Genomic DNA, 25523 nt, shown 5'->3' with positions numbered 1-25523 from the left:
TCTTGCGAATTTATTTTAACCGGCCAAACATCCGTTTAATGCCAGCACCAACTCCACCAGGTTGTCCGAACTAACCAAAGGTGCAGAAATTACGGTAGTTCCAACTGAATGAGGGTACGTCAAACTCGTCAGCATCATCAGCGGTACAGCCAGCCCGGCCCTCGCAGCAGATGGCGAAGGTGATCTTCCAGGTTATGCGTCCTCTAAGTATCTAAAAGCACAGAGTGAACCTAAAGGCCAAAATCAGGTGGTGTGCTGAGTGAGGGAATCGAGATCAAAGCTGGTGAGCTGATCGGGCACCCTGGCGTCTATCAAAACCACGGCGAGGCTGCTCATCCACTGGTACACCTTGAGGTCTTCAGCTGTGAAGATGTGCCCGGCTTCATTGCCCAGAGCCGCGCATGGGCAAATCAGCTACCTGATGATCAGAAAACGTTGCTCAAGGTCCACAAAGGCGCCAGTAAGCTGATCACGCATCGGGACGATATCACCGCCGAAAATCCGCCCAAGCTCAGTGATGCAGGTCGTGAGGTTGGTGTAGACCTGATCATTCCTCAAGCACTTCTGGATGGCCTGCCAGCAGCAAACAAGATTCAGGTCAAATCCCCTGTAGAAGGCAGCACCACGCCCAGCACAACCTACTGGTGGCGGTTGGACAATTTGCTTGCTGACAAAGACGGTAATCCCATCAATGGCTGGCTCGCCGAACAAGACCTGATCACTACTCGGCATAGCCCTTGGGAATGGCAGGATTTTCAATGGGTGGAAGATACCGGGACGCCCTTGGAAACTGGCCTACAACTTCAACGCCAAGGGTATGCTGAGTGCAGAAGAAAAGCAGAACTATCGCGCCCAGATCAGCAAGGCCGATGGTGGCCCTATCGTAGCCCTAGCGCGACTCTACGATATCGTCGATACCGATAACGATGGCGTACTGACTAGCAAGGAAATGGAGGAAGCCTTAGCAAAGCCGTGGCATGCTCAAGTACTTGGGCAACTGAGCGTTAAGTACGAAAGCGAGTGGTTCTGGAACAAGGCCAAATGGGATGAACTTGATCCATTGCTGGCGGATGAAAACGGCCAGAAAAATCAGAGTTGGGACGTAGAGAAGCAGCGAATTGAAAAGCTGAGTTGGTGGCGCAATCTGGCAGGAAAGCATGGGATTGGCTCGGGCGGGAAAGCTTGGCATTTGCAGCCAGCATGGCTAATAGGAAACTTTAGACATGAAATGTCTTTCATATTTACATTAGACATGATGAAAGCAATTTATCCAGAAATCAGTCCCAGCAGACACAATGATTTGCTTGAGATAGCAGACGAGCTCAATAGACATCTGAATCTTTACAAACTAGACACCCCACTACGACGCACGCATTTCTTCGCACAGATAGCGCAGGAAACCGGCCCAAAACTAAGTGTCGAAGAAGGATTTATGTGGAAATCCGCGTCCTTAATAGATACCTTCAGATATTTCAGAAGAAATCCGGAAATGGCTAACAAACACGGGTATGAAACCCAGCGCGGAATAAAAGCCGATGGAACTAGAATGACTCAAGATGACTTTGAAGTTATTGCTAACGGCGCATATGGCGGTCGAGCAGACTTAGGCAACGGCGACTACGCTACAGGAGACGGCTGGCGTTACAGAGGGCGCGGTTTAAAACATTTAACAGGAAGATATAATTATGACGCTTTTACAAAATGGCATAACAAATTCATAGGACATTGGCCTAACGACGACGTAGACTTCTTAGAAACACCAGATTTATTATTAGAAATGAAATACGCCGCTAGGTCTGCTGCAAATTTTTGGGTATCAAAAAAATTGTACGAACTTGCTGACAAAGGCGCCGAGCCAAAGACTGTAGACTTTATAACAGAAGTGGTCAATAAAGACACCGAAAGTTATCCAGAAAGAAGAGCCCACTTCGAAAGACTATGGCGCACACAATCACTAGAATGACATTCTTCGCTGCTTATGATTTTTAACTCATGGCTCGGGAAATTTTCATGAAATATATCTACTTCTTCTTACTACTTACCGCTCAAGCATTTCAAACAGCACAAAGCTCAGAACTTCAAAATCCCATATTTTCCTGCACAACAGAAACAAAAAAGAACATTGCCATTTATAAAAACGGAACTACATTCACCTACTCTTTCGGCCAGAGCAATCAGTTACCAGAACTCACGCTAACGAAATCCATAAGCAATGTAAAAATATCTATAAATGATTTATCCGGAAATGAACTATCAAACTCCATATCCTTTCCAAATGGAACTTATACCTACATAGTAAAATCAACAATAAATAGAGTACAAGACACACAGACGCCCAAGCATGGAGTGCTAATAAAAAAGAACTCCAAATATTTATCCTATATAGCTTGCACCCCAGACAGTGAACAGGGAAGCTTATTAGACCTAGAGTAACCCAAAAGATATTTACAGCCTTACAATAAAATTTACGTCTCATGCGGGAATCTTTTCTACTGGGTTCGCCTTAATCAACACGGTCTGCAGCAGCCCCAGCCCTCAAGCATTGCTGGATGGCCTGCCAGCGGCAAACAAGCCTCAGGTCCAATCCCCTGTAGAAGGCAGTAGCACACCCAGCACAACCTGCTGGTGGCGGTTGGAATTTGTTCGCCGACAAAGACGGTAATCCCAGCCCTAGGTATGAACATTGATTGCCGCCTTCCAACACGATGGCTTGATCGTTTTATAGACAGGTAAGGTGGCCGCTTGTGATTCGCTCAAGCCAACTACCCGCTCAGAATGGAAGAGCCCAACGCATGCCGAACAAACGTAACGTTCAACCTCGAATCGCAGCGTACCGCCCATGTCCCCAGCATTTGGACATACCGGCAGCGGCCGATAGCACGTTGGCCTCAACCCACCCGTTCCGTATCAACACCCGTAAACAAATCCTCTTGGCACGACACAGGACCGGCCAGGCGCTCGCATTGATATTGTCCTTGGGGTATCTCATGGGCTGTGCCGCTTTCGAGTTGGAGCCCATCACCTACCAAGAAGCCGTGTCTCAATACCAAGAGGGTGGCGGCATCGAGAATTACCGCTGCGTGCTGGTTCCGGTCGACGGGCAATATCGGACGCTGGGCGAGGCCAAACCGATTGCCGTCGAGATCGATAACGTGCTGTTCGTCAAACTCGACGGATTCGCCCTGGAGCTGCAACAGCGCGACATCAACGAAACGAGAACCCTCTATGCCTTCGAGGGCATGAGCGCCAGGTTAGCCACGGTCAATCAGTTCAATCAGTCTGAATATAACGAGTCAGATGACCGATACGTTGATTTCACCTTCCAGTCCGCAGGCCAGACCGTTTTTTACAAGACCTTTGGCACAGCGTGCGGCCTCTGACACCGGTAAGATCGTTTTGTAGACTGATTGTCGCGATGGACCCGTCGAGCACATCAAGCACCGTAGCGGGGGCTGCAACCTTCGCATGGATGAAGAGGAAGAGTCGTTGACTGCCTACGAAGTACGGACAATGCCGCTCGATAACGCCCGCTTGCTGCCTTCGCTGACCTTCATTCTGCTGCTGTCCAGCGCCGTGGCGACCGCCGAAACGATCAAACCCGAAGGCTTATCTGCACTCGCGGAGCTGCGTCTCGTGGACGGTTCAGGCGCGCAACCACAGCGCCTGCAGATCATCGACCGTGCGGGCACGACAGTGGTGGATACGGACAAGGCCTTGCCCCGCATCGAGAATGCCTACTCACCCCACAGCTACGATGGCTTCATGGCGGACCTGGTGGCCGAAAACCGAGGAAAGGTAGCGGTTACCGACCTGCAGGGTGAGCGCCACACCCTGCTCTTGTCCTCGGCCCAGGCGGGCGATTACCTGATGCTCGTCACCCGGGAAGACGGCAACGGCGCCTACAACTTCAACCTGACGTTCAGATACGACGGTGCCTCGAAGGCCTTCGACCTGACCCAGATCCTGCTGAATGAAAACAACACCGCCTGTGACCAGTCGCTCCTGAGTACCTACGCCATCGACGGGAAAACCCTTGGTTTTGCCTCGCTCGCCGACTTCGATGGCACCCGCGCATTCGGCGCGCTGAAGGATCTGCGCCTCAAGCACCAGACAGCGGGGCTTGCCGCGGAAAAGCTGATGCCGGAGACGGCATCCCGCAATTTCGACGCTGCGCTGAAGGCCTACAAGGCCGGCAACCGTGAAGAGCTGAAGACCCTCGCCAGCTACTTCATGGCGAGCGATGACGAGGGCGCATGCGACCCGGCCAGCTATATCGTCGAGAAATACTACTTTCCAGGAAAAGTCGGCTGGTCCAACGACCTTGGATTCCTGTTCGAGCAGGCCGGCTATTACCAGGAAGCCGCCGCCCTGCTGGAACACATCACCCGCAAGCACCCGGACAGGGTCGTCGCCTACCTGAACCTGGCGGATGCCTATTGGGCACTGGACCAGAAAGACGCCGCGCGCAACGCCTACGGCCAGTATCACGAAAAGATGATCTCCACCGGCAAGCAGGCAAGAATCCCGGAGCGCGTCATTTCAAGGAAGTAAAACGCAGCATGTTCCTATGCTCTACAAGCTGAAAATCGCCTGGGCGATCGTTTCCGGTCTACTGATGCCAGGGCTCCTTATTGGCATCACGGTCCCGACGGATGCCACGGCGCTTGTCGGAAGCGCTGCGGGCTTCGTCGTGGCGGCGGTCATTCCCTTCCTCACGCGCCTTTCCGTCATCGCGCGGCTGTGCCTGGTGTGGGCGGTCATCAGTACGGGCCTGTTGTTCGACGATCCCTATCGCTGGCCCGATGGGTTGTTTATAACGCTTGGCCTGACGCTCCTGATGTTCGTTGTCTTGAAAAGACTCTTTCGCATGCCAGCAAGCAAAGCACACAGCGAGTGTGAGACTGCCAAGGACGCTGTCTCAGACTGGCGATAGAGGCATGGATTCTTCAATAGGGATAGGCCCATACGCCATGGAAAAACTGAAGCCTGCCGGTCTGAAACCCGTCTTCTTTTCCCTACTGGGCGCCACCTTTATCACCGCCAGCAGCGCCATCGCTGCGCCTACGACGCTGCTGGTTGAAGGTGCCTGGCCTGCGCTTTCAATCACCGCCTGCCAAGCCGAGCGCTGCACGACCCTCACACCACCGGGCGATATGCTGGAGGCAATGCGGGACGGGTATGACCAGGTTTCAGTAGACGACCTGACACTGGATGGAACGCCGGAAATCATCCTGACGCACCGGGCAGAAGGCAGTGTGAATGCATGCACCCGGGTCTATCGATATGACAATGCACTCGGCACGCTTCACCCTTTGGGCGATTCGTCACGTCAGCTGTGCAATTACGTTATCGCGCACGGCCACGTCATTAGCCGCTACCGGAGCGGTGCAATGTGGCATGAAGACATATACCAGATAAAAAACAACGATCTCATCCTGGCCTATTCCGATAGTTGTGTCGGCTGCGACACGATCAAGCGCACCCGTTACCAGGACGATGCCAGGACAGACACCCTGCTCGTCACGAACAATCTCGACCATCGGCTTCGCAAACCAGTCTCGACAACCGTCCTGTCGAAAAAGGCCGTGCTTTACCGCGAACCCCGCATCGATCAGCCGACCAGAATGTATTTGATCAGCGGCGATGAAGTTGTCCTTACCGATGCCACGTCGGATGACGATACCTACTGGTACAGGATTCGATACACCACGGCAAAAGGTAAGCCCATCGAGGGCTGGCTACGCTGCGACGATACAACGCTCTGCGACGATGAGCGCCCTCAGTAGAGATCCTCGTCCGTCACCAATCGCACCTCCCCCGCGTCCATGGCATAGGCCGAATCCGCCAGGTCGTTGCTGACCTGTTCGACCTTGAGCGTGCCATCGACCCAGAGCGGGGCGTAGATGTCCTGCAGCTCAATGCCCTTGGGGTAACGCACCAGCACCAGCTGGTTAGGCGGCGGTGGCGGGACGTGGATGCAGGCGCCCGGGTAGGGCACCAGGAAGAACAGGGTGCTGCGCCCGGCGTTGTCGGTTTCCAGCGGTACCGGGTAGCCCCCCAGGCGGATGGCCTTGCCGTCCAGCCCGGGCACGGTCTTGGTGGAGTACATGACCGCCGGCAGGTCGCTGTCCTGCTGCCGCAGGCCGCCGGGGTTGTAGAAACCGCTGTCCTGCTCCGGGGTGTCGTGACTGATTTCCGGCATGGCTTCGAGGGCCTGGCGGTCTTCTTCCGGCATGAGTTCCAGCCAGTCGGTTTCCGGCAGCTCGGCATGGGCCAGGCTGCTCAGCAGGAGCAGGGACAGAATGAAATGACGCATGAACGGGCTCGCTGGTGGGGTCAACGCTTCTTGATGGCCCCGTAGATTACCAGCAGAACGATGGCACCGATCACCGCGCCAATGAATCCGGCGGCTTCACCGGCGTCATAGATGCCCAGCGCCTGGCCCCCATAGGTGGCGGCGAAAGCGCCGCCGATACCCAGCAGGATGGTCATGATCCAGCCCATGCTGTCATCACCCGGTTTGAGGAAGCGTGCGACGAGGCCAACGATCAGGCCGATGAAAAGGGTGCCGATAATACCCATGGCGATTCTCCCGATTGGATGGCGAGGCGAGGTGCGCCCTCCTTCTCTGACCGGTCACGCGGCAGCCAGTTCGGCCCGAAGGCCGGGTTACTCCTCGGTGCTCGGCACCGGTACCCCGTGGCGGTTGTAGATCAGGACGATTTCACCCTCGTCGCGCATGCGCCGCAGCGCGTCACCCAGGCGGTCGTACAGTGCCTTCTTCTCGCCCTGGTACAGGACCTTCGAGGCACCGAAGTAATTGCCGATGGTCTGCTCGTGGGTGTAGTCGGCGTAACGGTAGTCGGTGAAGCCCAGGCGCTGGAATTGGGCCTCCAGGGCTTCGACATCGAGCACGGCCAGGGCATCGAGGCGACCGGCGCGGAACATCTTCGCCAGCACGTGATCGTCGGTCCCCAGGCTCTTGTCGAGCCGCGCGTCGCCGTCGAAACGCTCGAAATAAGCCGTGCCCCGCTTGGCACCCACCACTTTGCCGTACAGGTCACCGTAGTGCCGGATGCTGCGCTCTTGCCCCGGCATGACGACGAAGCGGACACTTTTACGCTGGGTACCGATAGCCGGCAGAAAATGCACGTAGTCCCTGCGCTCGGCGGTGTAGACCACGCGTGGGACGAGATCGACGCGACCGTTACGCAAGTCATTCAGGCTGCGCACGAAGGGCGCGTGCCGCCATTCGAGGCTCACCCCGACGCGCTCGGCAGCGGTCTCCAGCACCGTGATCAACGGACCGACAGGCTTGCCATCCTGCCTCTGCATTTCAGGCGGACGATCACGGTAATCGACCCGCAGGACCGGGTCGGCATAGCAGAGAGGAACGATGGCCAGCAGGCACAGCAGGATGATGGGCTTCATGGCTCGCGACTGCTGCGGGACGGTAAGGCTGACATTTCGGAGAGCATCCGGGCCCCTCGCAGGGAGCCCGGATCGCCTGACCGCCCGGGTCAGCCCTGGCTGATCAGCGTCTGAACGGCGGCAATCTGCGTATCCAGGGACGCGCGGTCCTCGCAACGCAACGTGGCGTGCCCGACCTTGCGACCGACCTTGAAGGCCTTGCCGTAGTGGTGCAGGTGGCAGCCGGCAATCGCGACGATTTTATCCACAGGCGGCACGCTGCCGATGAAGTTGAGCATCGCGCTCTCCCCCACCTTGGCGGTCGAACCCAGCGGCAGGCCGGCCACGGCACGCAGGTGGTTCTCGAACTGGCTGCACTCGGCGCCTTCGATGGTCCAGTGTCCGGAGTTGTGCACGCGCGGGGCGATTTCGTTGGCCTTCAGGCCACCGTCCACCTCGAAGAATTCGAAGGCCATGACGCCCACGTAATCCAGCTTCTGCAGCACCCGGCCCACGTAGTCTTCGGCCAGGGCTTGCAGCGGGTGGTCGGTGCTGGCGATGGACAGGCTGAGGATGCCGCTGTCATGGGTGTTGTGCACCAGCGGGTAGAAGCGCGTCTCGCCGTCACGGGCACGCACCGCCACCAGCGAGACTTCACCGCTGAACGGCACGAAGCCTTCGAGGATGCAGGGCACGCTGCCGAGTTCGGCGAAGGCGCCAGTCACGTCTTCGGGCTTGCGCAGGACCTTCTGGCCCTTGCCGTCGTAACCCAGGGTGCGGGTCTTCATCACCGCAGGCAAACCGATCGAGGCGACCGCCGCGTCGAGATCCGCTTGCGACTGGATGTCGGCGAACTCGGGCGTCGGGATGCCGAGGTCCTTGAACATCGATTTCTCGAACCAGCGATCACGGGCGATACGCAGGGCATCGGCACTCGGGTAGACCGGCACGAACTGGGACAGGAAGGCTACGGTTTCCGCTGGCACGCTTTCGAACTCGAAGGTCACCAGATCGACTTCATCGGCCAGCTGGCGCAAGTGATCCTGGTCACCGTAGTCCGCGCGGATATGCTCGCCCAGGGCTTGGGCACAGGCGTCCGGCGCCGGGTCCAGGAAGGCGAAGTTCATCCCCAGCGGGGTACCCGCCAGAGCCAGCATGCGACCCAGCTGGCCGCCACCGATCACACCGATTTTCATCTGCGAAGCCCCTTTCAAAAAGCTGCCGCGGGCACTCAGGCCTCGCGCGGATCCGGGTTGTCCAGCACGGTGTCCGTCTGGTCCTGGCGGAACTGCTTGAGCGCCGCGTGGAACTGCGGGTGCTGGTGGCCGAGGATGCTCGCCGCCAGCAACGCCGCGTTGATCGCACCGGCCTTGCCGATCGCCAGGGTGGCCACCGGAATGCCCGCCGGCATCTGCACGATGGACAGCAGCGAGTCGACGCCCGAGAGCACCGCCGATTGCACCGGCACACCGAGCACCGGCAGGTGGGTCTTGGCCGCGCACATGCCCGGCAGGTGCGCCGCGCCGCCGGCACCGGCGATGATCACCTGGATGCCGCGGCCTTCGGCCTGCTCGGCGTACTGGAACAGCAAGTCCGGGGTGCGGTGGGCGGAGACCACCTTGACCTCGTAGGGGATGCCCAGCTTGTCCAGCATCTCGGCGGTGTGGCTAAGGGTGGACCAATCGGACTTGGAGCCCATGATCACGCCAACCAGTGCGCTCATCGTCGTGCCTCTTTCTGTCGGGCGCCTGTCGGCGCATCAAAAACCAACAAGCCACGCGGGTAGACCGGCGTGGCTTGTGTGCGAATTCGGGCCGGGCAGGACCGGCCAAAAGGCCGCGCAGTATACCGCAAAGCCATGGCTGGCGAACATGCGCCACAACCGTTTGTCCAGCGGCGGATGGTTTGCGCGCAAAGAGTGCCCGGGCGCGGGGCCGTTGGTGTTTGGGGCGGGGCAGCTCGCCGCTGAAGCGCCTCCCACGGACAGCAGGCCAGCGCCGATTGACTGGCGCAGCGGCGCACTGCCACCCCTTTACGCCGCCGGGGCGACCTGACGCACAGAAGGCGCTGGCGCAGCGCTCTAGAATGGGCGCCTTTCATCCATACAAGGACGTGTCACCATGAAACCCCTCGCTATTTTCTGCGCCACCGCCCTCTTCAGCCTGCAGGCCAGCGCACTGGAACTGGCCAAACACCCGCAGGTGTTCGACGCCGGCCAGGGTGTCAGCCTCACCCTCGCCCCCAGCGCCGACGGCAGGCAGGCACTGGTCCAGGTCAAAGGCATCAACCATCCCCTCGACGAGGTCGTGTTCCTCACCCAGGTGCATGACCTGGGCAACGAGCAGAGCGACTACGGCATCCGCCTCGATGGCCGCGACTACAACCTGCTGAACAAGCGCCGCGCCTGGGGTGGCGAGAGCCTGCAGCTCAACCTGCCGAACACCCCGGGCTACGACCTGAGCTTCAACGAAAGCAAGACCCAGGCCTTCAAATCGAGCGACCTGCTGGCGCTCTACCAACGCCAGGAAAAGGCCGGCCTGCAGGCTCGCCTTGCCGCCTTCGATCGCAAGAAGCGCCTGGAGGCCTACACCGACAGCCTGCGCAAGATGGACCGTGATGCCTCCGAGGCCTGCGGCACCCCGCTGACCACTTCGGTGAACTGGGACGCCATCGATGACAACAGCCTGATCGGCCTGAGCGTGCCGAGTTACTGCGGTGAAGTGGTCAACCAGCTCGCCTACCTGTGCGGCAGCACCGATGCGTTCAAAGCCGAGTCGAAGAGCATCAAGGGCGTCGAATGCAGCTTCGGCGAGAAAATGAAACTGCACGAGCAGAACGGCCAGTTGCAGTTCACCACCCACGCGGATGAAGCCAACCAGGGCGACTTCATCAACGCCGTTCTGCGTAATCGCTGAGTTCTACTCAGGGCGTCGCCAAGCGCCGCCCTTCTCGCACGGCCGCGGCATGTTTCTTGCGTTCTTTCGCCTGTCTGCGCGAACCGGAATGCACCATGCCGCATGCCCCGCTGACCACGCTGCACGTGGTTGCCCTGATCCTGCAACGCTTCGACGACCAGCCCGCGTCGGTGCCTCGACTGCTGGCCGGCAGCGGCATCGCACCAGACGATCTCGGCAACGCCGACACGCGCATCACCCGGGTGCAGGAGCTGCAGGTCTGCGCCAATGCCCTGGCCCTGCGGGCCGACCTGGGCCTGGAGCTGGGCCGCCGGCTCCACGTGTCCTCCTACGGTCTGCTCGGTTACGCCGCGCTGTCGGCTGCCACTTTTGGTGACGCCTGGCGCCTGCTGTTTCGCTACCCCGCACTGCTGGGCACCTATTTCCGCCTGGAACTGCATGTGGAGGACGAACTGGCCTGGGTCTGCGCCAGCGGCTACCGCGACGCGGCGGCCCTGGAAGTGTTCAACGTCGAAATGTGCCTGGCCTCGCTCAAGCTGATCGGCGACGAGTTGCTCGGTCAGCCGCTGCCTCTGGTGCGGGCCGAGTTCCAGTACGCCCGGCCCGACTATGTACCTGGCTACACCGGCAGTTTTCCCTGCGAGCTGGTCTTCGAGGCCGAGCGCAACGCCTTCGCCTTTCCCGCCGCGCTGCTGGAGCGCCGCCTGCCACTGGCCGATCCGGTGACCCATGGCGAGGTGGTCGAGCGCTGCCGCCGGCAGAACGCCGAGTTCAACAGCCGCCAGGCCTGGCTGGAGCGGGTGCGTCAGTTGCTCGCGGCGCAGCTCGCCGAGCCGCCGGGGCTGGAGAACCTGGCGCAGCAGATGCACTGCTCGCCACGCACCCTGCGCCGACGCCTGCAGGAGCTGGGCACCAGCTACCAGGGGCTGCTCGATGACCTGCGCTTCGAACGCGCCAAATTGCTGCTCGGGCAACAGGAATGGCCGGTGTACCGCATCGCCGAGCTGCTTGGCTTCAGCGAGACGGCCAGCTTCCGCCATGCCTTCCAGCGCTGGAGCGGCGTGCCGCCCAGCCGTTTTCGGGCCTGACCGGCGGCCTGGACTATCGGCATTGATTGCAACAGCTCGCCGCTGAAGCGCCTCCTACGGACCGCGCCGTGTTTTGGATCCTTGTGGGAGGGGCTTCAGCCGCGACCGGCCGGCAAGACCACCGCTTACTTTGGCCATTTCGATCCCCTTTTGGCCATTGCCAGCGTTCTCCAGCGGGGCGCCGCAAGCGAACAATGCAGGGACAACAAAAAGCCTGGAGCCGCCTCCCATGCTCACCTACTACAGCGACGACCACCACCTGCACCACGGCAAGTGCGAGTTGATCGACGGGCAACTGATGCCCTGCTTCGAGAAGCCGCAGCGGGCCGACCATATCCTGCAACAGGTCAAGGATCGCCAGCTCGGCGAGATTCGCCCGCCCCGCGACTTCGGGCGAGCGCCCATCGAACGCGTGCACGACAGGGCCTACCTGGATTTCTTCGCCGGCGCCTGGGACCACTGGCAACGCCAGGGCGGCCAGGGTGATCTGCTGCCCTTCACCTGGCCGGCCCGCACCCTGCGGCGTCTGATTCCCACCGACCTGCACGGACGGCTGGGCTATTACAGCTTCGACGGCGGCGCGCCGATCACCGCCGGCACCTGGCAGGCGGCCTACAGCGCGGCCCAGGTCGCGCTGAGCGCTCAGGCCGAGATCGCCGCCGGCGCCCACAGCGCCTTCGCCCTGTGCCGCCCGCCTGGCCACCACGCGGCCGGCGACCTGATGGGCGGCTACTGCTACCTGAACAACGCGGCCATCGCCGCCCAGGCCTTCATCGACCAGGGGCGCCGCAAAGTCGCCATCCTCGACGTCGACTACCACCACGGCAACGGCACCCAGTCGATCTTCTATGGCCGCAGCGATGTGCTGTTCACCTCCATCCATGGCGATCCCGCCGAGGAATTCCCGTTCTTCCTCGGTTACGCCGACGAGCTGGGCGAGGGCGCCGGCGAAGGCTGCAACTTCAATTATCCGCTGCCCATGGGCAGCAACTGGGACGCCTGGAGCGCGGCCCTCGAACAGGCTTGCCAGCGCATCGGCGAGCACGGCGCCGAGGTGGTGGTGGTCTCGCTGGGGGTGGACACCTACATGGAAGACCCGATTTCCCAGTTCAAGCTGGACAGTCCCGACTACCTGACGATGGGCCGGCGCATCGCCGCGCTCGGCCTGCCGACCCTGTTCGTCATGGAAGGCGGCTATGCGGTCGAGGCCATCGGCGTCAACGCAGTGAACGTGCTGGAAGGATTCCTGGCCGGCCAGGCCTGAGCCCATGCGCCATTCCCAACAAGTCTGTCAGCGGAGAAGAACACCATGAAAACGACTCACCGTCTGCTTGGCATCGCCCTGTGTGGTGCCGCCCTATGGGGGGCTGCCGTCCAGGCACAGGCCCGTGAACTGCGGGTCTACAACTGGGCCGACTACATGCTGCCCTCGGTGCCCAAGGACTTCCAGGCCAAGACCGGCATCAAGCTGACCTGGGACGTGTTCGACACCAACGAGGCGCTGGAGGCCAAGCTGCTCACCGGCAATTCCGGCTATGACCTGGTAGTGCCGACCAACACCTTCCTCGACACTCAGATCAAGGCCGGGGTGTTCCAGAAGCTGGACAAAGCCAAGCTGCCCAACTGGAAGCACCTCGACCCCGGGCTGCTCGAGCTGATGACCGCCAACGACCCGGGCAACCAGTACGCCGTGCCCTACATGTACGGCACGGTGCTGATCGGCTTCAACCCGGCCAAGGTCAAGGCCGCCCTGGGCGAAGACGCGCCGGTGGACAGCTGGGACCTGATCTTCAAGGAGGAGAACATGGCCAAGCTCAAGCAGTGCGGGGTGGCCATGCTCGATTCGCCGGGGGACATCCTGCCGATCGCCCTCCACTACCTGGGCCTGAACCCGAACAGCACCCAGGCCGAGGACTACGAAAAAGCCCGCGACCTGATGCTGAAGATTCGCCCGCACGTGGCCTACTTCCATTCGGCCAAGTACATGACCGACATCGCCAACGGTGACATCTGCGTGGCCGTCGGCTACTCGGGCAGCTTCTACCAGTTCGCCAACCGCGCCAAGGAGGCCGGCAACGGCGTCGTGGTCGACTGGCGCCTGCCCAAGGAAGGCGCCCCGCTGTGGTACGACTCGTTCGCCATCCCGGCCAGCGCCCGTAACGTCGAGGAGGCCCACGCGTTCCTGAACAACCTGCTTGACCCCACGGTGGTCGCGCCCATCAGCGATTTCCTCGGTTATCCGAACCCCAACAAGGACGCCATGCCCCTGGTCGGTCCGGAAATCCGCGACAACCCGCACCTGACCCCCACCGCCGAAGCGCAGAAGACCCTGTACGTCCTGCAGCCGCTGCCGCAGAAAACCGAGCGCATCCGCACCCGGGCCTGGAACACCATCAAATCGGGCCTCTGAGCCCGCCACCTCACGCCCACGCACAGGCCATCCGTGCGTGGGCGCCTCAAGAACACGGACCTTACGGTCACACCCATACGCTCGTTCGGATTTCCGAACGACACAGACCCGGCTATTCGAACGCCCGAACGCGATTATTTTTTACTTCGCTGGCTAACGATAAATTATCGTTATTTTTCATGCATTTACGCCAACATCGAGAGCCACATCACACTGGCATGCATCCTGCTCTTTTCACAGCAGGAATGCGATAGCCCTTCCCAGCCAACGCCGTGGCCACACCGAGCCAACGCGGTATAACAACAACATCGAGGAAACGATCCATGCGTATTGTCCCACGTGTACTGAGCGCAGCCATTGCCGCTGCCCTGCTGTCCTCCCCAGTAGTCGCTGCCGAACTGACCGGCACTCTGAAGAAGATCAAGGACTCCGGCACCATCACCCTCGGTCACCGCGACTCCTCCATCCCGTTCTCCTACTACGGCGACAACTCCCGCCAGCCGATCGGCTACTCCCATGACCTGCAACTGAAGGTCGTCGAAGCCGTGAAGCAGGAGCTGGGCATGCCGGACCTGAAGGTCCGCTACAACCTGGTCACCTCGCAGACCCGTATCCCGCTGGTGCAGAACGGCACCGTCGACCTCGAGTGTGGTTCGACCACCAACAACATCGAGCGTCAGCGCCAGGTGAACTTCTCCGTCGGCATCTACGAAGTCGGCACCCGTCTGCTGACCAAGAAGACCTCCGGCGTCAACGACTTCGAAGACCTCAAGGGCAAGAACGTCGTGACCACCGCCGGCACCACCTCCGAGCGTCTGCTCAAGGGCATGAACGCCGAGAAAAAAATGGGCATGAACGTGATTTCCGCCAAGGATCACGGCGAGTCCTTCCTGATGCTGGAATCCAACCGCGCCGTGGCGTTCATGATGGACGACGCCCTGCTCGCCGGCGAAATGGCCAAGGCCAAGAAGCCTGACGACTGGCACGTGGTCGGCACCCCGCAGTCCTTCGAAATCTACGGCTGCATGATGCGCAAGAACGACGAAGGCTTCAAAAAGGTGGTCGACAAGGCCATCACCGACACCTTCGCTTCCGGCGAAATCAACAGCATCTACGACAAATGGTTCCAGCAGCCTGTACCGCCGAAGGGCCTGAACCTCAATTTCCCCATGAGCGAAGAGCTGAAGAAGCTGATCGCCAACCCGACCGACAAATCCGCAGAACAGATTTGACGGTGATGCGACACCGCGCCCAAAAGGCGCGGTGTTCGCGGGGAACCCGGGAGGCCTGAGGCCTCCACTCTATTTCTTACCATCCGCCTGCTGTACCGGCACCGCCATCGGTGGGCGGGCGGCTGCGCCATACCTTTCATACGAGGGGAAACCCGCATGGATTACAACTGGGACTGGGGTATCTACTTCAAGTCCACCGGCATCGGCAGCGAAATCTACCTGGACTGGTTCGTCACCGGTCTCGGCTGGACCATCGCCATCGCCCTGGTCGGCTGGATCATCGCCCTGGCACTGGGTTCGCTGCTCGGCGTCATGCGCACGCTGCCGAACCGCTGGCTGTCAGGCCTCGCCACCGCCTACGTCGAGATTTTCCGGAACGTGCCGCTGCTGGTGCAGTTGTTCCTCTGGTACTTCCTGGTGCCGGACCTGCTGCCCGAACCGCTGGAGTTGTGGTTCAAGCAGGACCTGAGCCCCGCCACCTCCGCCTACCTGAGCGTGGTCGTGTGCCTCGGCCTGTTCACCGCCGCCCGGGTGTGCGAACAAGTGCGCACCGGCATCGAAGCCCTGCCCAGGGGCCAGACTGCCGCTGCCTACGCCATGGGCTTCCGCCTGCCGCAGATCTACACCAACGTGCTGCTGCCCCAGGCCTACCGCATCATCATTCCGCCGCTCACCAGCGAATTTTTGAACATCTTCAAGAACTCCTCGGTGGCCTCGCTGATCGGCCTGATGGAGCTGCTCGCGCAGACCAAGCAGACCGCCGAATTCAGCGCCAACCTGTTCGAAGCCTTCACCCTGGCCACCCTGATCTACTTCACCTTGAACATGAGCCTGATGATGATCATGCGCTTCGTCGAGAAGAAGGTCGCCGTGCCCGGCCTGATTTCCGTAGGGGGTAAGTGATGGATTTCAGCGAAATCATCCCCGCCCTGCCGGGCCTGTGGGACGGCATGGCGATGACCCTGCAGCTGATGGTGCTGGGCGTGCTCGGCGGTGTGGTGCTGGGCACCGTGCTGGCCCTGATGCGCCTGTCGCACAGCAAGGTGCTGTCGACCATCGCCGCGACCTACGTCAACTACTTCCGCTCGATCCCGCTGCTGCTGGTGATCACCTGGTTCTACTTCGCGGTGCCGTTCATCCTGCGCTGGATCACCGGTGAGGACACCCCCGTCGGTGCGTTCACCTCGTGCCTGGTGGCGTTCATCATGTTCGAGGCGGCGTATTTCTGCGAAATCGTCCGCGCCGGTATCCAGGCCATCCCGAAAGGCCAGATGGGCGCTGCCCAAGCCCTGGGCATGAGCTACGGCCAGACCATGCGCCTGATCATCCTGCCCCAGGCCTTCCGCAAGATGACCCCGCTGCTGCTGCAGCAGAGCATCATCCTGTTCCAGGACACCTCGCTGGTGTACACCGTCGGCCTGATGGACTTCCTCAACGCCGCCCGCTCGCGCGGTGACATCCTTGGCCAGCCCCACGAGTTCCTGATCTTCGCCGGCCTCGTCTACTTCACGATCAGCTTCGCCGCCTCGCGACTGGTGAAACTCCTGCAAAAAAGGTTAGCCGTATGATTTCCATCAAGAACGTCAACAAGTGGTATGGGGACTTCCAGGTGCTGACCGAGTGCAGCACCGACGTCAAGAAAGGTGAAGTGGTGGTCGTGTGCGGGCCGTCCGGCTCGGGCAAATCCACCCTGATCAAGTGCGTCAACGCGCTGGAACCCTTCCAGAAGGGCGACATCGTGGTCGACGGCACCTCCATCGCCGACAAGAAGACCAACCTGCCCAAACTGCGCTCGCGCGTCGGCATGGTGTTCCAGCACTTCGAGCTGTTCCCGCACCTGACCATCACCGAGAACCTGACCATCGCGCAGATCAAGGTGCTCGGCCGCAGCAAGGAAGAAGCCACCCAGAAAGGCCTCGCCCTGCTCGAGCGCGTGGGCCTCAAGGAACACGCGCACAAGCACCCGGGCCAGCTGTCCGGTGGTCAGCAGCAGCGCGTGGCCATCGCCCGTGCCCTGGCCATGGACCCGGTGGTGATGCTGTTCGACGAACCGACCTCCGCCCTCGACCCGGAAATGGTCAACGAAGTGCTCGACGTGATGGTGCAGCTCGCCCACGAAGGCATGACCATGATGTGCGTGACCCACGAGATGGGCTTCGCCCGCAAGGTCGCTGACCGGGTGATCTTCATGGACGCCGGCCAGATCGTCGAAGACTGCCCCAAGGAAGAATTCTTCGGCGACGTCAGCGCACGCTCCGAGCGCGCCCAGCAGTTCCTCGCGAAGATCCTCCAGCACTGATGCACACCCCGATGGATGTGCACGCGGCATGACGAGCACGGCGATGGCCCATGACGATGTAGCGATGGGTATCGCCGGTTCGCTTGACCCCGCAGCCATTCATCCGGCGCGGCGGACTCCGGTCCGCCCGTGCCACCCCACGCCTGACCCCGCACAACTGGTCAGCCCAGGACGACTGTGATGCAATGCTCCCTCCTCAGCCCGCGCACCGTCCCGCCAGACCTGACCGTGAAACCTCGCCTGATTCGCCACCTGCTGCTTCTGCCGGCCGCAATGCTCGTGCTGGTGCTCGGCTGTGGCTACGCCGGCTTCCACATCAGTGAAAGCGCAGGTATCCGCGCCCTGGCGGAAAACGGCGAACGCCAGCTGGAGCTGAACGCCCGGGCCGTCGAAAGCGAAATCACCAAATACACCTACCTGCCCAGCCTCCTCGAGCTGGAAGGTAACGTCTCGCGCCTGCTGCTGGCGCCCACCGCCTACCGTCGCCATCACGTCAACCAGTACCTCGCCGGCCTCAACGAGCGCAGCGGCAGCCTGGCCATCTACGTGCTCGACCCCGACGGCCGGGTGATTGCCACCAGCAACTGGGAAGCCGCCGACAGTTATCTCGGCGAAGACCTGTCGTTCCGCGCCTACTACCAGGATGCCATCGAAGGGCGCCCCGGCCGCTTCTACGGCATCGGCAGCACCACCGGTGAGCCCGGCTACTACCTGGCCCACGGCCTGCGCGACGGCAAACGCATCATCGGCGTGGCCGTGGTCAAGGTCCGCCTGGATGCACTGGAAGCCCGCTGGCAGCGTGCGCGCCTCGAGGCTTATGTCAGCGACGAGAACGGCATCATCATCCTCGCCAGCGACCCGATGGTGCGGCTCAAGGCCATTCGCCCGCTGGACGCCGACACCAAGGAGCAACTGGCGCGCAGCCTGCAATACCACTGGGCGGCGCTGGAAGAACTGGACCTGCTGCAGCGCTCGCCGCTGACCGATGGCATCGAGCAGGTCAGCTTCGCCACCGCCGGCTCGCCCGCCAATTACCTGATGCAGACCCGCCGCCTGGAAGACACGCCCTGGCACCTGACCCTGCTCACCCCGCTGCAGGACCAGCGCCGCGAAGCCATCAGCCACGGCATGCTGGTGGCCGTCGCCGTGGCCCTGCTGGCCTTCCTGCTGATCGCCTGGAACGAGCGACGCAAAGTGCTCGCCACCCGCCTCGCAGCCCGTGAAGCCCTGCTGCAGGCCAACAACGAGCTGGAGCGCAAGATCATCGAGCGCACCGCCGACCTGCAAGCCAGCAACGAGCGCCTGCTGGCCGAAATCCACGAGCGCCAGCACGCGGAAACCACCCTGCGCCAGGCCCAGGACGAGCTGGTGCAAGCCGGCAAATTGGCGGTGATCGGGCAGATGTCCACCAGCATCGCCCACGAACTGAACCAGCCGCTGGCGGCGCTGCGCACCCTGTCCGGCAATACCGTGCGCTTCCTCCAGCGCGGCGCCATCGACACCGCCAGCAGCAACCTGCAGAACATCGGCGAACTGGTCGACCGCATGGGCAAGATCACCGCCAGCCTGCGCGCCTTCGCCCGGCGCACCGGCGACAGCGGTGAGGCCAGCCTCGACCAGGCCGTGGACGCCGCCTTGCTGCTCCTGCACCCGCGCCTGCAACGCACCAGCCTGAAGATCCACCGGGAATTCGCCCAGACGCGCCTGGCCATCGAGCAGATCCGCCTGGAGCAGATCCTGGTCAACCTCATCTCCAACGCGCTGGACGCCATGCGCGACCAAGTCGACCGCCAGCTGTGGCTGAGCGGCACCGCCGAAGCCGACAGCTATCGCCTGGAAGTGCGCGACAACGGCCCGGGCATTCCGCCGGAAACCCGCGTGCACCTGTTCGAGCCGTTCTTCACCACCAAACCCGGCGAGCAGGGCCTGGGTCTCGGCCTGACCCTGTCGGCCAGCCTCGCGGCCGCAGCGGGCGGCAGCCTCACCGTACGCCACCCGGAGGGCGGCGGCACTGCGTTCGTCCTCACCCTGCCCTACCCACGGGAGCCGCAACCATGAGCGACAGCCTCACCGTCCTGATCGTCGAAGACGATCCCCATGTGCTGCTCGGCTGCCAGCAGGCGCTGGCCCTGGAAGACATCGAGAGCATCGGCGTGGGCAGTGCCGAAGACGCCCTGCAGCACATCGGCGAAGACTTCGCCGGCATCGTCGTCAGCGACATTCGCCTGCCCGGCATCGACGGCCTGCAACTGCTCGCCGAACTCAAGCGCCGCGACCCGGCCCTGCCGGTGGTGCTGATCACCGGCCACGGCGACATCAGCATGGCAGTGGGCGCCATGCGCGAAGGCGCCTACGACTTCATGGAGAAACCCTTCTCCCCCGAGCGCCTGGTGGACGTCACCCGCCGCGCCCTGGAGCAGCGCAGCCTGGCCCGGGAAGTGTCCTCGCTGCGGCGCCAGCTGGCCGGGCGCCAAGCCCTGGAGCAACGCATCATCGGCCGCTCGCCGGCCATGCAGCGCCTGCGCGAACTGATCGAGAACGTCAGCGATACCGCCGCCAACGTGCTGATCGAAGGCGAGACCGGCACCGGCAAGGAGCTGGTCGCCCGCTGCCTGCACGACTTCAGCCGGCGCCAGGCCAAGCAGTTCGTCGCCCTCAACTGCGGCGGCCTGCCGGAAAACCTTTTCGAGAGCGAAATCTTCGGCCACGAAGCCCACGCCTTCACCGGCGCCGGCAAACGGCGGATCGGCAAGATCGAACACGCCAACGGCGGCACCCTGTTCCTCGACGAAGTCGAAAGCATGCCGCTCAACCTGCAGATCAAACTGCTGCGCGTGTTGCAGGAACACACCCTGGAGCGCCTGGGCTCGAACCAGTCGGTGCCGGTGGACTGCCGGGTGATCGCCGCGACCAAGGCCGACCTGGACGAGGCGGGCAAAGCCGGCCAGTTCCGCAGCGACCTCTATTACCGGCTCAACGTGGTGACCTTGGAGCTGCCACCCCTGCGCGAGCGGCGCGAAGACATCCTGCTGCTGTTCGAGCACTTCCTCCAGCAATCGTCCCTGCGCTTCGACCGCGCGACGCCGGAGCTCGACCGTCAGACCATCGCCACCCTCATGGCCCACGACTGGCCGGGCAACGTGCGCGAGCTGCGCAACGTCGCCGAGCGTTTCGCCCTCGGCCTGCCGGTGTTCAAGAAGAGCGGCCTGGCCCCGGACGGCAACGGCCCCACCTTCGCCGAAGCGGTGGAGGCGTTCGAGCGCAACCTGCTGGGTGCCGCCCTGGAGCGCCACGCCGGCAATATCAGCCAGGCCGCCCAGGACCTGGGCATGGCCAAGACCACGGTGTTCGACAAGGTGAAGAAGTACGGGCTGCAGTAAGCGGCCCTGCTCCTGACCAAGAGCTGCGGCAGCCGCGGCTGAAGCCCCTCCCACGGAGCAGGCCTACCGCTCGACATCGTCGTTGATCCTGCAGGAAAGCACTCAAGCGTCGTCGCGTCCGGCCCCGCCTTCCAGCTTGCGCCACAGCAGGCGCACTGCCGCCTTGCGCACCAGCGCGCAGCGATACAGGCGGATTTCCAGCGGAATCTGCCACTGCTCGCCGCCACACACCAGCAGCTCACCGCGCGCTAGCTCGGCCGTCACGCACAGACGGGGCACCCAGGCCACGCCCATGCCCTGCAACGCCATGCTCTTGAGGCTGTCGGCCATCGCCGTCTCGTACACCGTGGTGCTACGCAGGCCGCGCTGACGCAGCAGCAGGTTCACCGAGCGGCCGAGGAACGCACCGGCGCTGTACGCCAGCAGCGGCACGCTCTGCCCGCTGTCGAGGTCGAACAGCAGCTTGCCGTCCTCGCCCACGCCGCACACCGGCAGCATCTCCGAACGCCCCAGGTGCAGCGATGGGAAGATATCCGGGTCCATCTGCAGCGACGCATCGGGGTCGTAGTAGGCCAGGATCAGGTCACAGGCGCCGTCGCGCAGGGCATGCACCGCCTCGCCCACGTTGGTCGCCACCAATCGAGTGTTCAGCGGCAGGCCCTCGCGGCGCAGGCGCGCAATCCACTCCGGGAAGAACCCCAGGGTCAGCGAGTGCGCCGCGGCGATCTGCAGCACCTCACCGCGCTGCCCTTCCAGGTTGTGCAGGTGGCGCACCACCTCACCGAGCTGCTCGACCATATTGCGCGCCGTCACCAGGAACAGCTGGCCCGACTCAGTGAGCTCGATCGGCGTGCGCGAGCGGTTCACCAGGGTCAGCCCGAGCATGCTTTCCAGGCTGCGAATACGCCGGCTGAACGCCGGCTGCGTCACGAAGCGCTTTTCCGCGGCCTGGGAAAAGCTGCGGGTGGCGGCCAGGGCCACGAAGTCTTCCAGCCATTTGCTTTCCAGGTTCACGGCATCTCCCCCAAGCGAAGTGGTGCGACAACGGATCACGTCCGGGGTCGCCAAGTAGTCACATCGGCCATTATGCCGATTCAGCATGACCCAGCAAGTAACAGCATTGGCCGACGAATGGCTACAGCCCCTAATCTATAAGTCATCGCGGTATCTTCCGCGCCTTCCCGAGACGATAGACATCATGTCCGCTGCTGCATCCTTCCGCGTCGAAAAAGACCTGCTCGGTACCCTCGAAGTGCCTGCCGATGCCTACTACGGCATCCAGACCCTGCGCGCGGTGAACAACTTCCGCCTGTCCGGCGTGCCCCTGGCGCACTACCCGAAGCTGGTGATCGCCCTGGCGATGGTCAAGCAGGCAGCAGCAGACGCCAACCGCGAACTCGGCCATCTCAGCGCCGCCAAGCACGCCGCCATCAGCGAAGCCTGCGCGCGCATCATTCGCGGTGATTTCCACGAGCAGTTCGTGGTCGACATGATCCAGGGCGGCGCCGGCACCTCGACCAACATGAACGCCAACGAGGTGATCGCCAACATCGCCCTGGAGGCCATGGGGCACACCAAGGGCGAGTACGCCTACCTGCACCCGAACAACGACGTGAACATGGCGCAGTCGACCAACGACGCCTACCCCACCGCCATCCGCCTGGGCTTGCTGCTGGGCCACGACACCCTGCTGGCCAGCCTCGACAGCCTGATCCAGTCGTTCGCGGCCAAGGGCGAGGAGTTCGCCCATGTACTGAAGATGGGCCGCACCCAGCTGCAGGACGCCGTGCCGATGACCCTGGGCCAGGAATTCCGCGCCTTCGCCACCACCCTGGGTGAAGACCTGGCGCGCCTGCGCAGCCTGGCGCCGGAGCTGCTGACCGAGGTCAACCTGGGCGGCACCGCGATCGGCACCGGCATCAACGCCGACCCCGGCTACCAGCAACTGGCCGTCGACCGCCTGGCTGCCATCAGCGGCCAGCCGCTGGTCCCGGCCGCCGACCTGATCGAAGCCACCTCCGACATGGGCGCCTTCGTGCTGTTCTCCGGCATGCTCAAGCGCACCGCGGTCAAACTGTCGAAGATCTGCAACGACCTGCGCCTGCTCTCCAGCGGCCCGCGCACCGGCATCAACGAAATCAACCTGCCGGCCCGCCAGCCGGGCAGCTCGATCATGCCCGGCAAGGTCAATCCGGTGATCCCCGAGGCGGTCAACCAGGTGGCGTTCGAAGTGATCGGCAACGACCTGGCCCTGACCCTGGCCGCCGAAGGCGGCCAGCTGCAGCTGAACGTGATGGAGCCGCTGATCGCCTACAAGATCTTCGACTCGATCCGCCTGCTGCAGCGCGCCATGGACATGCTGCGCGAGCATTGCATCAACGGCATCACCGCCAACGAAGCCCACTGCCGCGCCCTGATGGAAAACTCCATCGGCCTGATCACCGCCCTCAACCCGTACATCGGCTACGAAAACTCCACGCGCATCGCCAAGGACGCACTGGTCAGCGGTCGTGGCGTGCTGGAACTGGTGCGTGAGGAAGGCCTGCTCGACGAAGCCATGCTCGCCGACATCCTGCGCCCGGAAAACATGATCGCGCCGCGCCTGGTCCCGCTCAAAGCCTGACCGGCGACCGCCACCTGTCACCAGGTAGAGGGATTGGACACCCTCACCTTTCCGCAGGGCCTGGAGCATGTCTCCAGGCCCTTTTTTTGTCCCTGCGAAAACGTCCCGACTGCGAACGCCAACTGGCGGCAACATCTGGTGAAACAGATGCGCGAGAGTTGAACGGGTTCACTTGGAACAACCCCCGGACGGTGCTACGTTTGGCAGGTTTTTTCGACCGGAAAACAGGGTTGTTCGCAGGCAGCTCAGGCATCAGGCCACACGGCAGGCGCACCCGTCGAAGCCCAACATAAAAACCAACAATGTCGACACCTCCGACCAAAGGCGGAGATGCCCCGTGCCAGCCCCATAAACGGCGCGGGAGATGACGCAGCCAATAAAGAGAGCTCGCCCCATGACTGTGAAACCCACCAGGCTCATCGCCTGCCTGCTGCTCGTCGTCAGCTTCTTCGCCGCCCAGGCCCACGCCGAACTGCCGGCCGGCTACAAGGTGGTGCTGCAGACGGAAAACTTCCCGCCGTTCAACATGGCCGACAACAACAAGAACTTCGCCCGGGACGAAAATATCCAGGGCGTGAGCACGACCATCGTGCGCGAAATGTTCAAGCGTGCCGCCATCGACTACACCCTGACCCTGCGCTTCCCCTGGAGCCGCATTTATGACTCGACCCTGGAGAACCCGAACCACGGCCTGTTCTCCACCTCCATGAGCGATGCGCGCAAGCCGCTGTTCAAATGGGTCGGCCCGATCGCCAGCTATGACCGGGTGATGCTCGCTGCGCCGGACTCCAAGATCGGCACCATGCGCGACCTGGCCGAAGCCAGTCGCTACACCATCGGCAGCTACAAGGACAGCGCGGTCAGCCAGCACCTGGAGAACGCCGGTCTGCAACCGGTCAACGCCCTGCGCGACCCGGAAAACATCGCCAAGCTGCAGCAAGGCCGCATCGACCTGTGGGCCACCTCGGACCCGGTCTGGCGCCACCATGCCCGCCAGGCCGGCGTCACCGGCCTGCGTACCGTGCTGACGTTCGACCAGTCCAACCTGTACCTGGCCTTCAACCTCGACACCCCGGACGAGGTGATCACCCGCCTGCAGGCCGCGCTCGAAGAAATGAAAGGTGAAGGCTACGGCACGTGCAGCAAGCACCCGGAGCTGTGCTGATAGCAGCCATTCATCGTAGGCAACTGAGAGGACTCGGGGACCCGTTGGTGGGCTGAAGCCCACCCTACGGTTGGCGTGATCGGTAGGGTGGGCTTCAGCCCACCTGCCCCCGCAGATAACAGGTGGCCGCCTGGCGCCACCGCGCCCCTCATTCCACCTCGAACAGACCGTCCCGCACCGGCGCATGGGCCAGGCGCTGGCGGATGTCTTCGTCGATGCGCGGATCGTCCGGCTGGTACAGCATCACCTGGCGGTAAGTGCTGATGCGGTTGATCTCGGTGCCCAGGTATTCCCACACCACCCGGGTGCAGGCCGGGGTGCGCCGGTCGCCGCTGGAAACGCCGGTCTTCAACCCGTTGAGGCGGGTGATGCGGCTCTTGAAGCTGGGAATCAGAATGGTCTGGCTCATCTCGTTGACGGTCAGCGACTCGTAATCGATGAGAAACAGCCGGTCCTGCAACTGGAAAGCCGCCCCCAGGTAGCGGCAGCGCGCCGACTCCTCGGCATGGCCGCCGCCAGAAGTCACCTGGCGCTCCTGACGCTCGAACAGGAAGGTGCCGTTCTCTTCGCGCACGTGCACCAGTGACAACAGGATGGTGCCCGGCACCGACATGCAGTTGGCGTATTCGAAGTAATAGCCGCAGTAACGGGACAGGTCACCGGACTGCTCGCGCAGCGGCTCGAACAACGTCGACAGCGGGTCGCCCGAGGCACTGGAGACCTTGTCATTGCCCCGCACGCCGACCAGCCTGGCGAACTGCTCGCCAGGCAGCGCCAGCTCATGGGACTCGACACCGAAGAAATCACAGATACGCTTGAGGTTGTGCGCAGTGGGGCGGCTCTGGCCTGCCAGGTAGCGGTTGAACTGGGCTCGGTTCAAACCCAGCTTGCGGCACACCTCGGCAATCGAACGGTAGTGGCTGCAGAGCAATTTGAGATTGACGCCGAGGGAATCGGACATGTGGCCATTCCAGATGATGCGGGTGACGCGATTCTAGCAT

At 62.2% G+C, this 25523-nt stretch carries 26 protein-coding genes; 19 read left to right on the top strand and 7 right to left on the bottom strand.

Annotated elements, in window-relative coordinates; all coding sequences use genetic code 11:
* The first annotated feature begins 252 nt into the window (after positions 1-252).
* From N5C28_RS12935 to N5C28_RS12905, 7 genes are all read left to right on the top strand, one after another.
* The gene (locus tag N5C28_RS12935; protein ID WP_279822801.1) at positions 253-924 is read left to right on the top strand and encodes a hypothetical protein; all 672 of its coding nucleotides are present in this window, start codon (positions 253-255) and stop codon (positions 922-924) included.
* Positions 818-1963 (top strand): hypothetical protein, encoded by a 1146-nt coding sequence (locus tag N5C28_RS12930; RefSeq protein WP_279822799.1) that lies wholly within the window; start codon positions 818-820, stop codon positions 1961-1963. The genes N5C28_RS12935 and N5C28_RS12930 overlap by 107 nt, the downstream gene beginning before the upstream one ends.
* Before the next feature lie 47 nt (positions 1964-2010).
* Positions 2011-2433, top strand: coding sequence for a hypothetical protein (locus N5C28_RS12925; protein ID WP_279822798.1), 423 nt, complete (start codon positions 2011-2013; stop codon positions 2431-2433).
* Between the two features lie 359 nt (positions 2434-2792).
* On the top strand, positions 2793-3380 hold the full coding sequence (locus N5C28_RS12920; RefSeq protein ID WP_279822796.1) for a hypothetical protein: 588 nt from the start codon (positions 2793-2795) through the stop codon (positions 3378-3380).
* 85 nt (positions 3381-3465) lie between these two features.
* Positions 3466-4551: a tetratricopeptide repeat protein gene (locus N5C28_RS12915; protein ID WP_279822794.1), complete on the top strand. Its 1086-nt coding sequence runs from the start codon at positions 3466-3468 to the stop codon at positions 4549-4551.
* A gap of 16 nt (positions 4552-4567) precedes the next feature.
* Positions 4568-4933, top strand: coding sequence for a hypothetical protein (locus tag N5C28_RS12910; protein WP_279822793.1), 366 nt, complete (start codon positions 4568-4570; stop codon positions 4931-4933).
* 37 nt (positions 4934-4970) lie between these two features.
* A complete protein-coding gene (locus N5C28_RS12905) occupies positions 4971-5786 on the top strand; it encodes a hypothetical protein (protein ID WP_279822791.1) in 816 nt (271 codons plus the stop codon).
* Here N5C28_RS12905 and N5C28_RS12900 read toward each other — a convergent pair.
* The 5 genes from N5C28_RS12900 to purE all read right to left on the bottom strand — a co-directional run bounded on the left by N5C28_RS12900 (position 5780) and on the right by purE (position 9133).
* The gene (locus N5C28_RS12900) at positions 5780-6316 is read right to left on the bottom strand and encodes a DUF3299 domain-containing protein (RefSeq protein ID WP_279822789.1); all 537 of its coding nucleotides are present in this window, start codon (positions 6314-6316) and stop codon (positions 5780-5782) included. The two genes, N5C28_RS12905 and N5C28_RS12900, sit on opposite strands and share 7 nt — an antisense overlap.
* Before the next feature lie 20 nt (positions 6317-6336).
* Entirely contained in the window at positions 6337-6582 is a 246-nt protein-coding gene (locus N5C28_RS12895; RefSeq protein WP_279822787.1) for a GlsB/YeaQ/YmgE family stress response membrane protein, read from the bottom strand.
* An 87-nt stretch (positions 6583-6669) separates the two neighbouring features.
* Positions 6670-7431, bottom strand: a complete 762-nt coding sequence (locus N5C28_RS12890; RefSeq protein ID WP_279822784.1) for a transporter substrate-binding domain-containing protein — start codon at positions 7429-7431, stop codon at positions 6670-6672.
* An 89-nt stretch (positions 7432-7520) separates the two neighbouring features.
* Positions 7521-8606 (bottom strand): 5-(carboxyamino)imidazole ribonucleotide synthase, encoded by a 1086-nt coding sequence (locus N5C28_RS12885; protein WP_279822783.1) that lies wholly within the window; start codon positions 8604-8606, stop codon positions 7521-7523.
* A 35-nt stretch (positions 8607-8641) separates the two neighbouring features.
* Positions 8642-9133, bottom strand: a complete 492-nt coding sequence (purE, locus tag N5C28_RS12880) for a 5-(carboxyamino)imidazole ribonucleotide mutase (protein WP_279822781.1) — start codon at positions 9131-9133, stop codon at positions 8642-8644.
* Positions 9134-9530: 397 nt separating this feature from the next.
* Between purE and N5C28_RS12875 the strand changes: the two genes are divergently transcribed.
* The 10 genes from N5C28_RS12875 to N5C28_RS12830 all read left to right on the top strand — a co-directional run bounded on the left by N5C28_RS12875 (position 9531) and on the right by N5C28_RS12830 (position 20734).
* Positions 9531-10325, top strand: a complete 795-nt coding sequence (locus N5C28_RS12875) for a hypothetical protein (protein ID WP_279822779.1) — start codon at positions 9531-9533, stop codon at positions 10323-10325.
* 95 nt (positions 10326-10420) lie between these two features.
* A complete protein-coding gene (locus N5C28_RS12870; RefSeq protein ID WP_279822777.1) occupies positions 10421-11413 on the top strand; it encodes an AraC family transcriptional regulator in 993 nt (330 codons plus the stop codon).
* A gap of 229 nt (positions 11414-11642) precedes the next feature.
* The gene (locus N5C28_RS12865) at positions 11643-12677 is read left to right on the top strand and encodes a histone deacetylase family protein (protein ID WP_279822775.1); all 1035 of its coding nucleotides are present in this window, start codon (positions 11643-11645) and stop codon (positions 12675-12677) included.
* Between the two features lie 45 nt (positions 12678-12722).
* The gene (locus N5C28_RS12860; RefSeq protein WP_279822773.1) at positions 12723-13823 is read left to right on the top strand and encodes a polyamine ABC transporter substrate-binding protein; all 1101 of its coding nucleotides are present in this window, start codon (positions 12723-12725) and stop codon (positions 13821-13823) included.
* Between the two features lie 323 nt (positions 13824-14146).
* The gene (locus N5C28_RS12855) at positions 14147-15055 is read left to right on the top strand and encodes a glutamate/aspartate ABC transporter substrate-binding protein (RefSeq protein ID WP_279822772.1); all 909 of its coding nucleotides are present in this window, start codon (positions 14147-14149) and stop codon (positions 15053-15055) included.
* 156 nt (positions 15056-15211) lie between these two features.
* Entirely contained in the window at positions 15212-15958 is a 747-nt protein-coding gene (locus N5C28_RS12850; RefSeq protein ID WP_279822770.1) for an amino acid ABC transporter permease, read from the top strand.
* A complete protein-coding gene (locus tag N5C28_RS12845; RefSeq protein ID WP_279822767.1) occupies positions 15955-16623 on the top strand; it encodes an ABC transporter permease subunit in 669 nt (222 codons plus the stop codon). Before N5C28_RS12850 ends, N5C28_RS12845 begins: the two co-directional genes overlap by 4 nt.
* A complete protein-coding gene (locus tag N5C28_RS12840; protein WP_279822765.1) occupies positions 16620-17354 on the top strand; it encodes an amino acid ABC transporter ATP-binding protein in 735 nt (244 codons plus the stop codon). Before N5C28_RS12845 ends, N5C28_RS12840 begins: the two co-directional genes overlap by 4 nt.
* A 180-nt stretch (positions 17355-17534) precedes the next feature.
* Positions 17535-19412, top strand: a complete 1878-nt coding sequence (locus N5C28_RS12835) for an ATP-binding protein (protein ID WP_279822763.1) — start codon at positions 17535-17537, stop codon at positions 19410-19412.
* A complete protein-coding gene (locus N5C28_RS12830) occupies positions 19409-20734 on the top strand; it encodes a sigma-54 dependent transcriptional regulator (RefSeq protein ID WP_279822762.1) in 1326 nt (441 codons plus the stop codon). Before N5C28_RS12835 ends, N5C28_RS12830 begins: the two co-directional genes overlap by 4 nt.
* A 102-nt stretch (positions 20735-20836) precedes the next feature.
* Here the strand turns inward: N5C28_RS12830 and N5C28_RS12825 are convergent, their stop codons facing one another.
* A complete protein-coding gene (locus N5C28_RS12825; protein WP_279822759.1) occupies positions 20837-21748 on the bottom strand; it encodes a LysR substrate-binding domain-containing protein in 912 nt (303 codons plus the stop codon).
* A 184-nt stretch (positions 21749-21932) separates the two neighbouring features.
* On the opposite strand from N5C28_RS12825, the gene aspA reads away from it, so the two are divergent.
* Positions 21933-23357, top strand: coding sequence for an aspartate ammonia-lyase (gene aspA, locus N5C28_RS12820; RefSeq protein WP_279822757.1), 1425 nt, complete (start codon positions 21933-21935; stop codon positions 23355-23357).
* A 394-nt stretch (positions 23358-23751) separates the two neighbouring features.
* Positions 23752-24522, top strand: a complete 771-nt coding sequence (locus N5C28_RS12815) for an ABC transporter substrate-binding protein (protein ID WP_279822755.1) — start codon at positions 23752-23754, stop codon at positions 24520-24522.
* A 148-nt stretch (positions 24523-24670) separates the two neighbouring features.
* Here the strand turns inward: N5C28_RS12815 and N5C28_RS12810 are convergent, their stop codons facing one another.
* Positions 24671-25483, bottom strand: coding sequence for a helix-turn-helix transcriptional regulator (locus N5C28_RS12810; protein WP_279822754.1), 813 nt, complete (start codon positions 25481-25483; stop codon positions 24671-24673).
* Positions 25484-25523 lie beyond the last annotated feature (40 nt).

The sequence above is a fragment of the Pseudomonas sp. GD03944 genome (genome assembly GCF_029839275.1).
Lineage (GTDB): Bacteria > Pseudomonadota > Gammaproteobacteria > Pseudomonadales > Pseudomonadaceae > Aquipseudomonas.
This window is presented reverse-complemented; position numbering and strand designations above follow the sequence as displayed.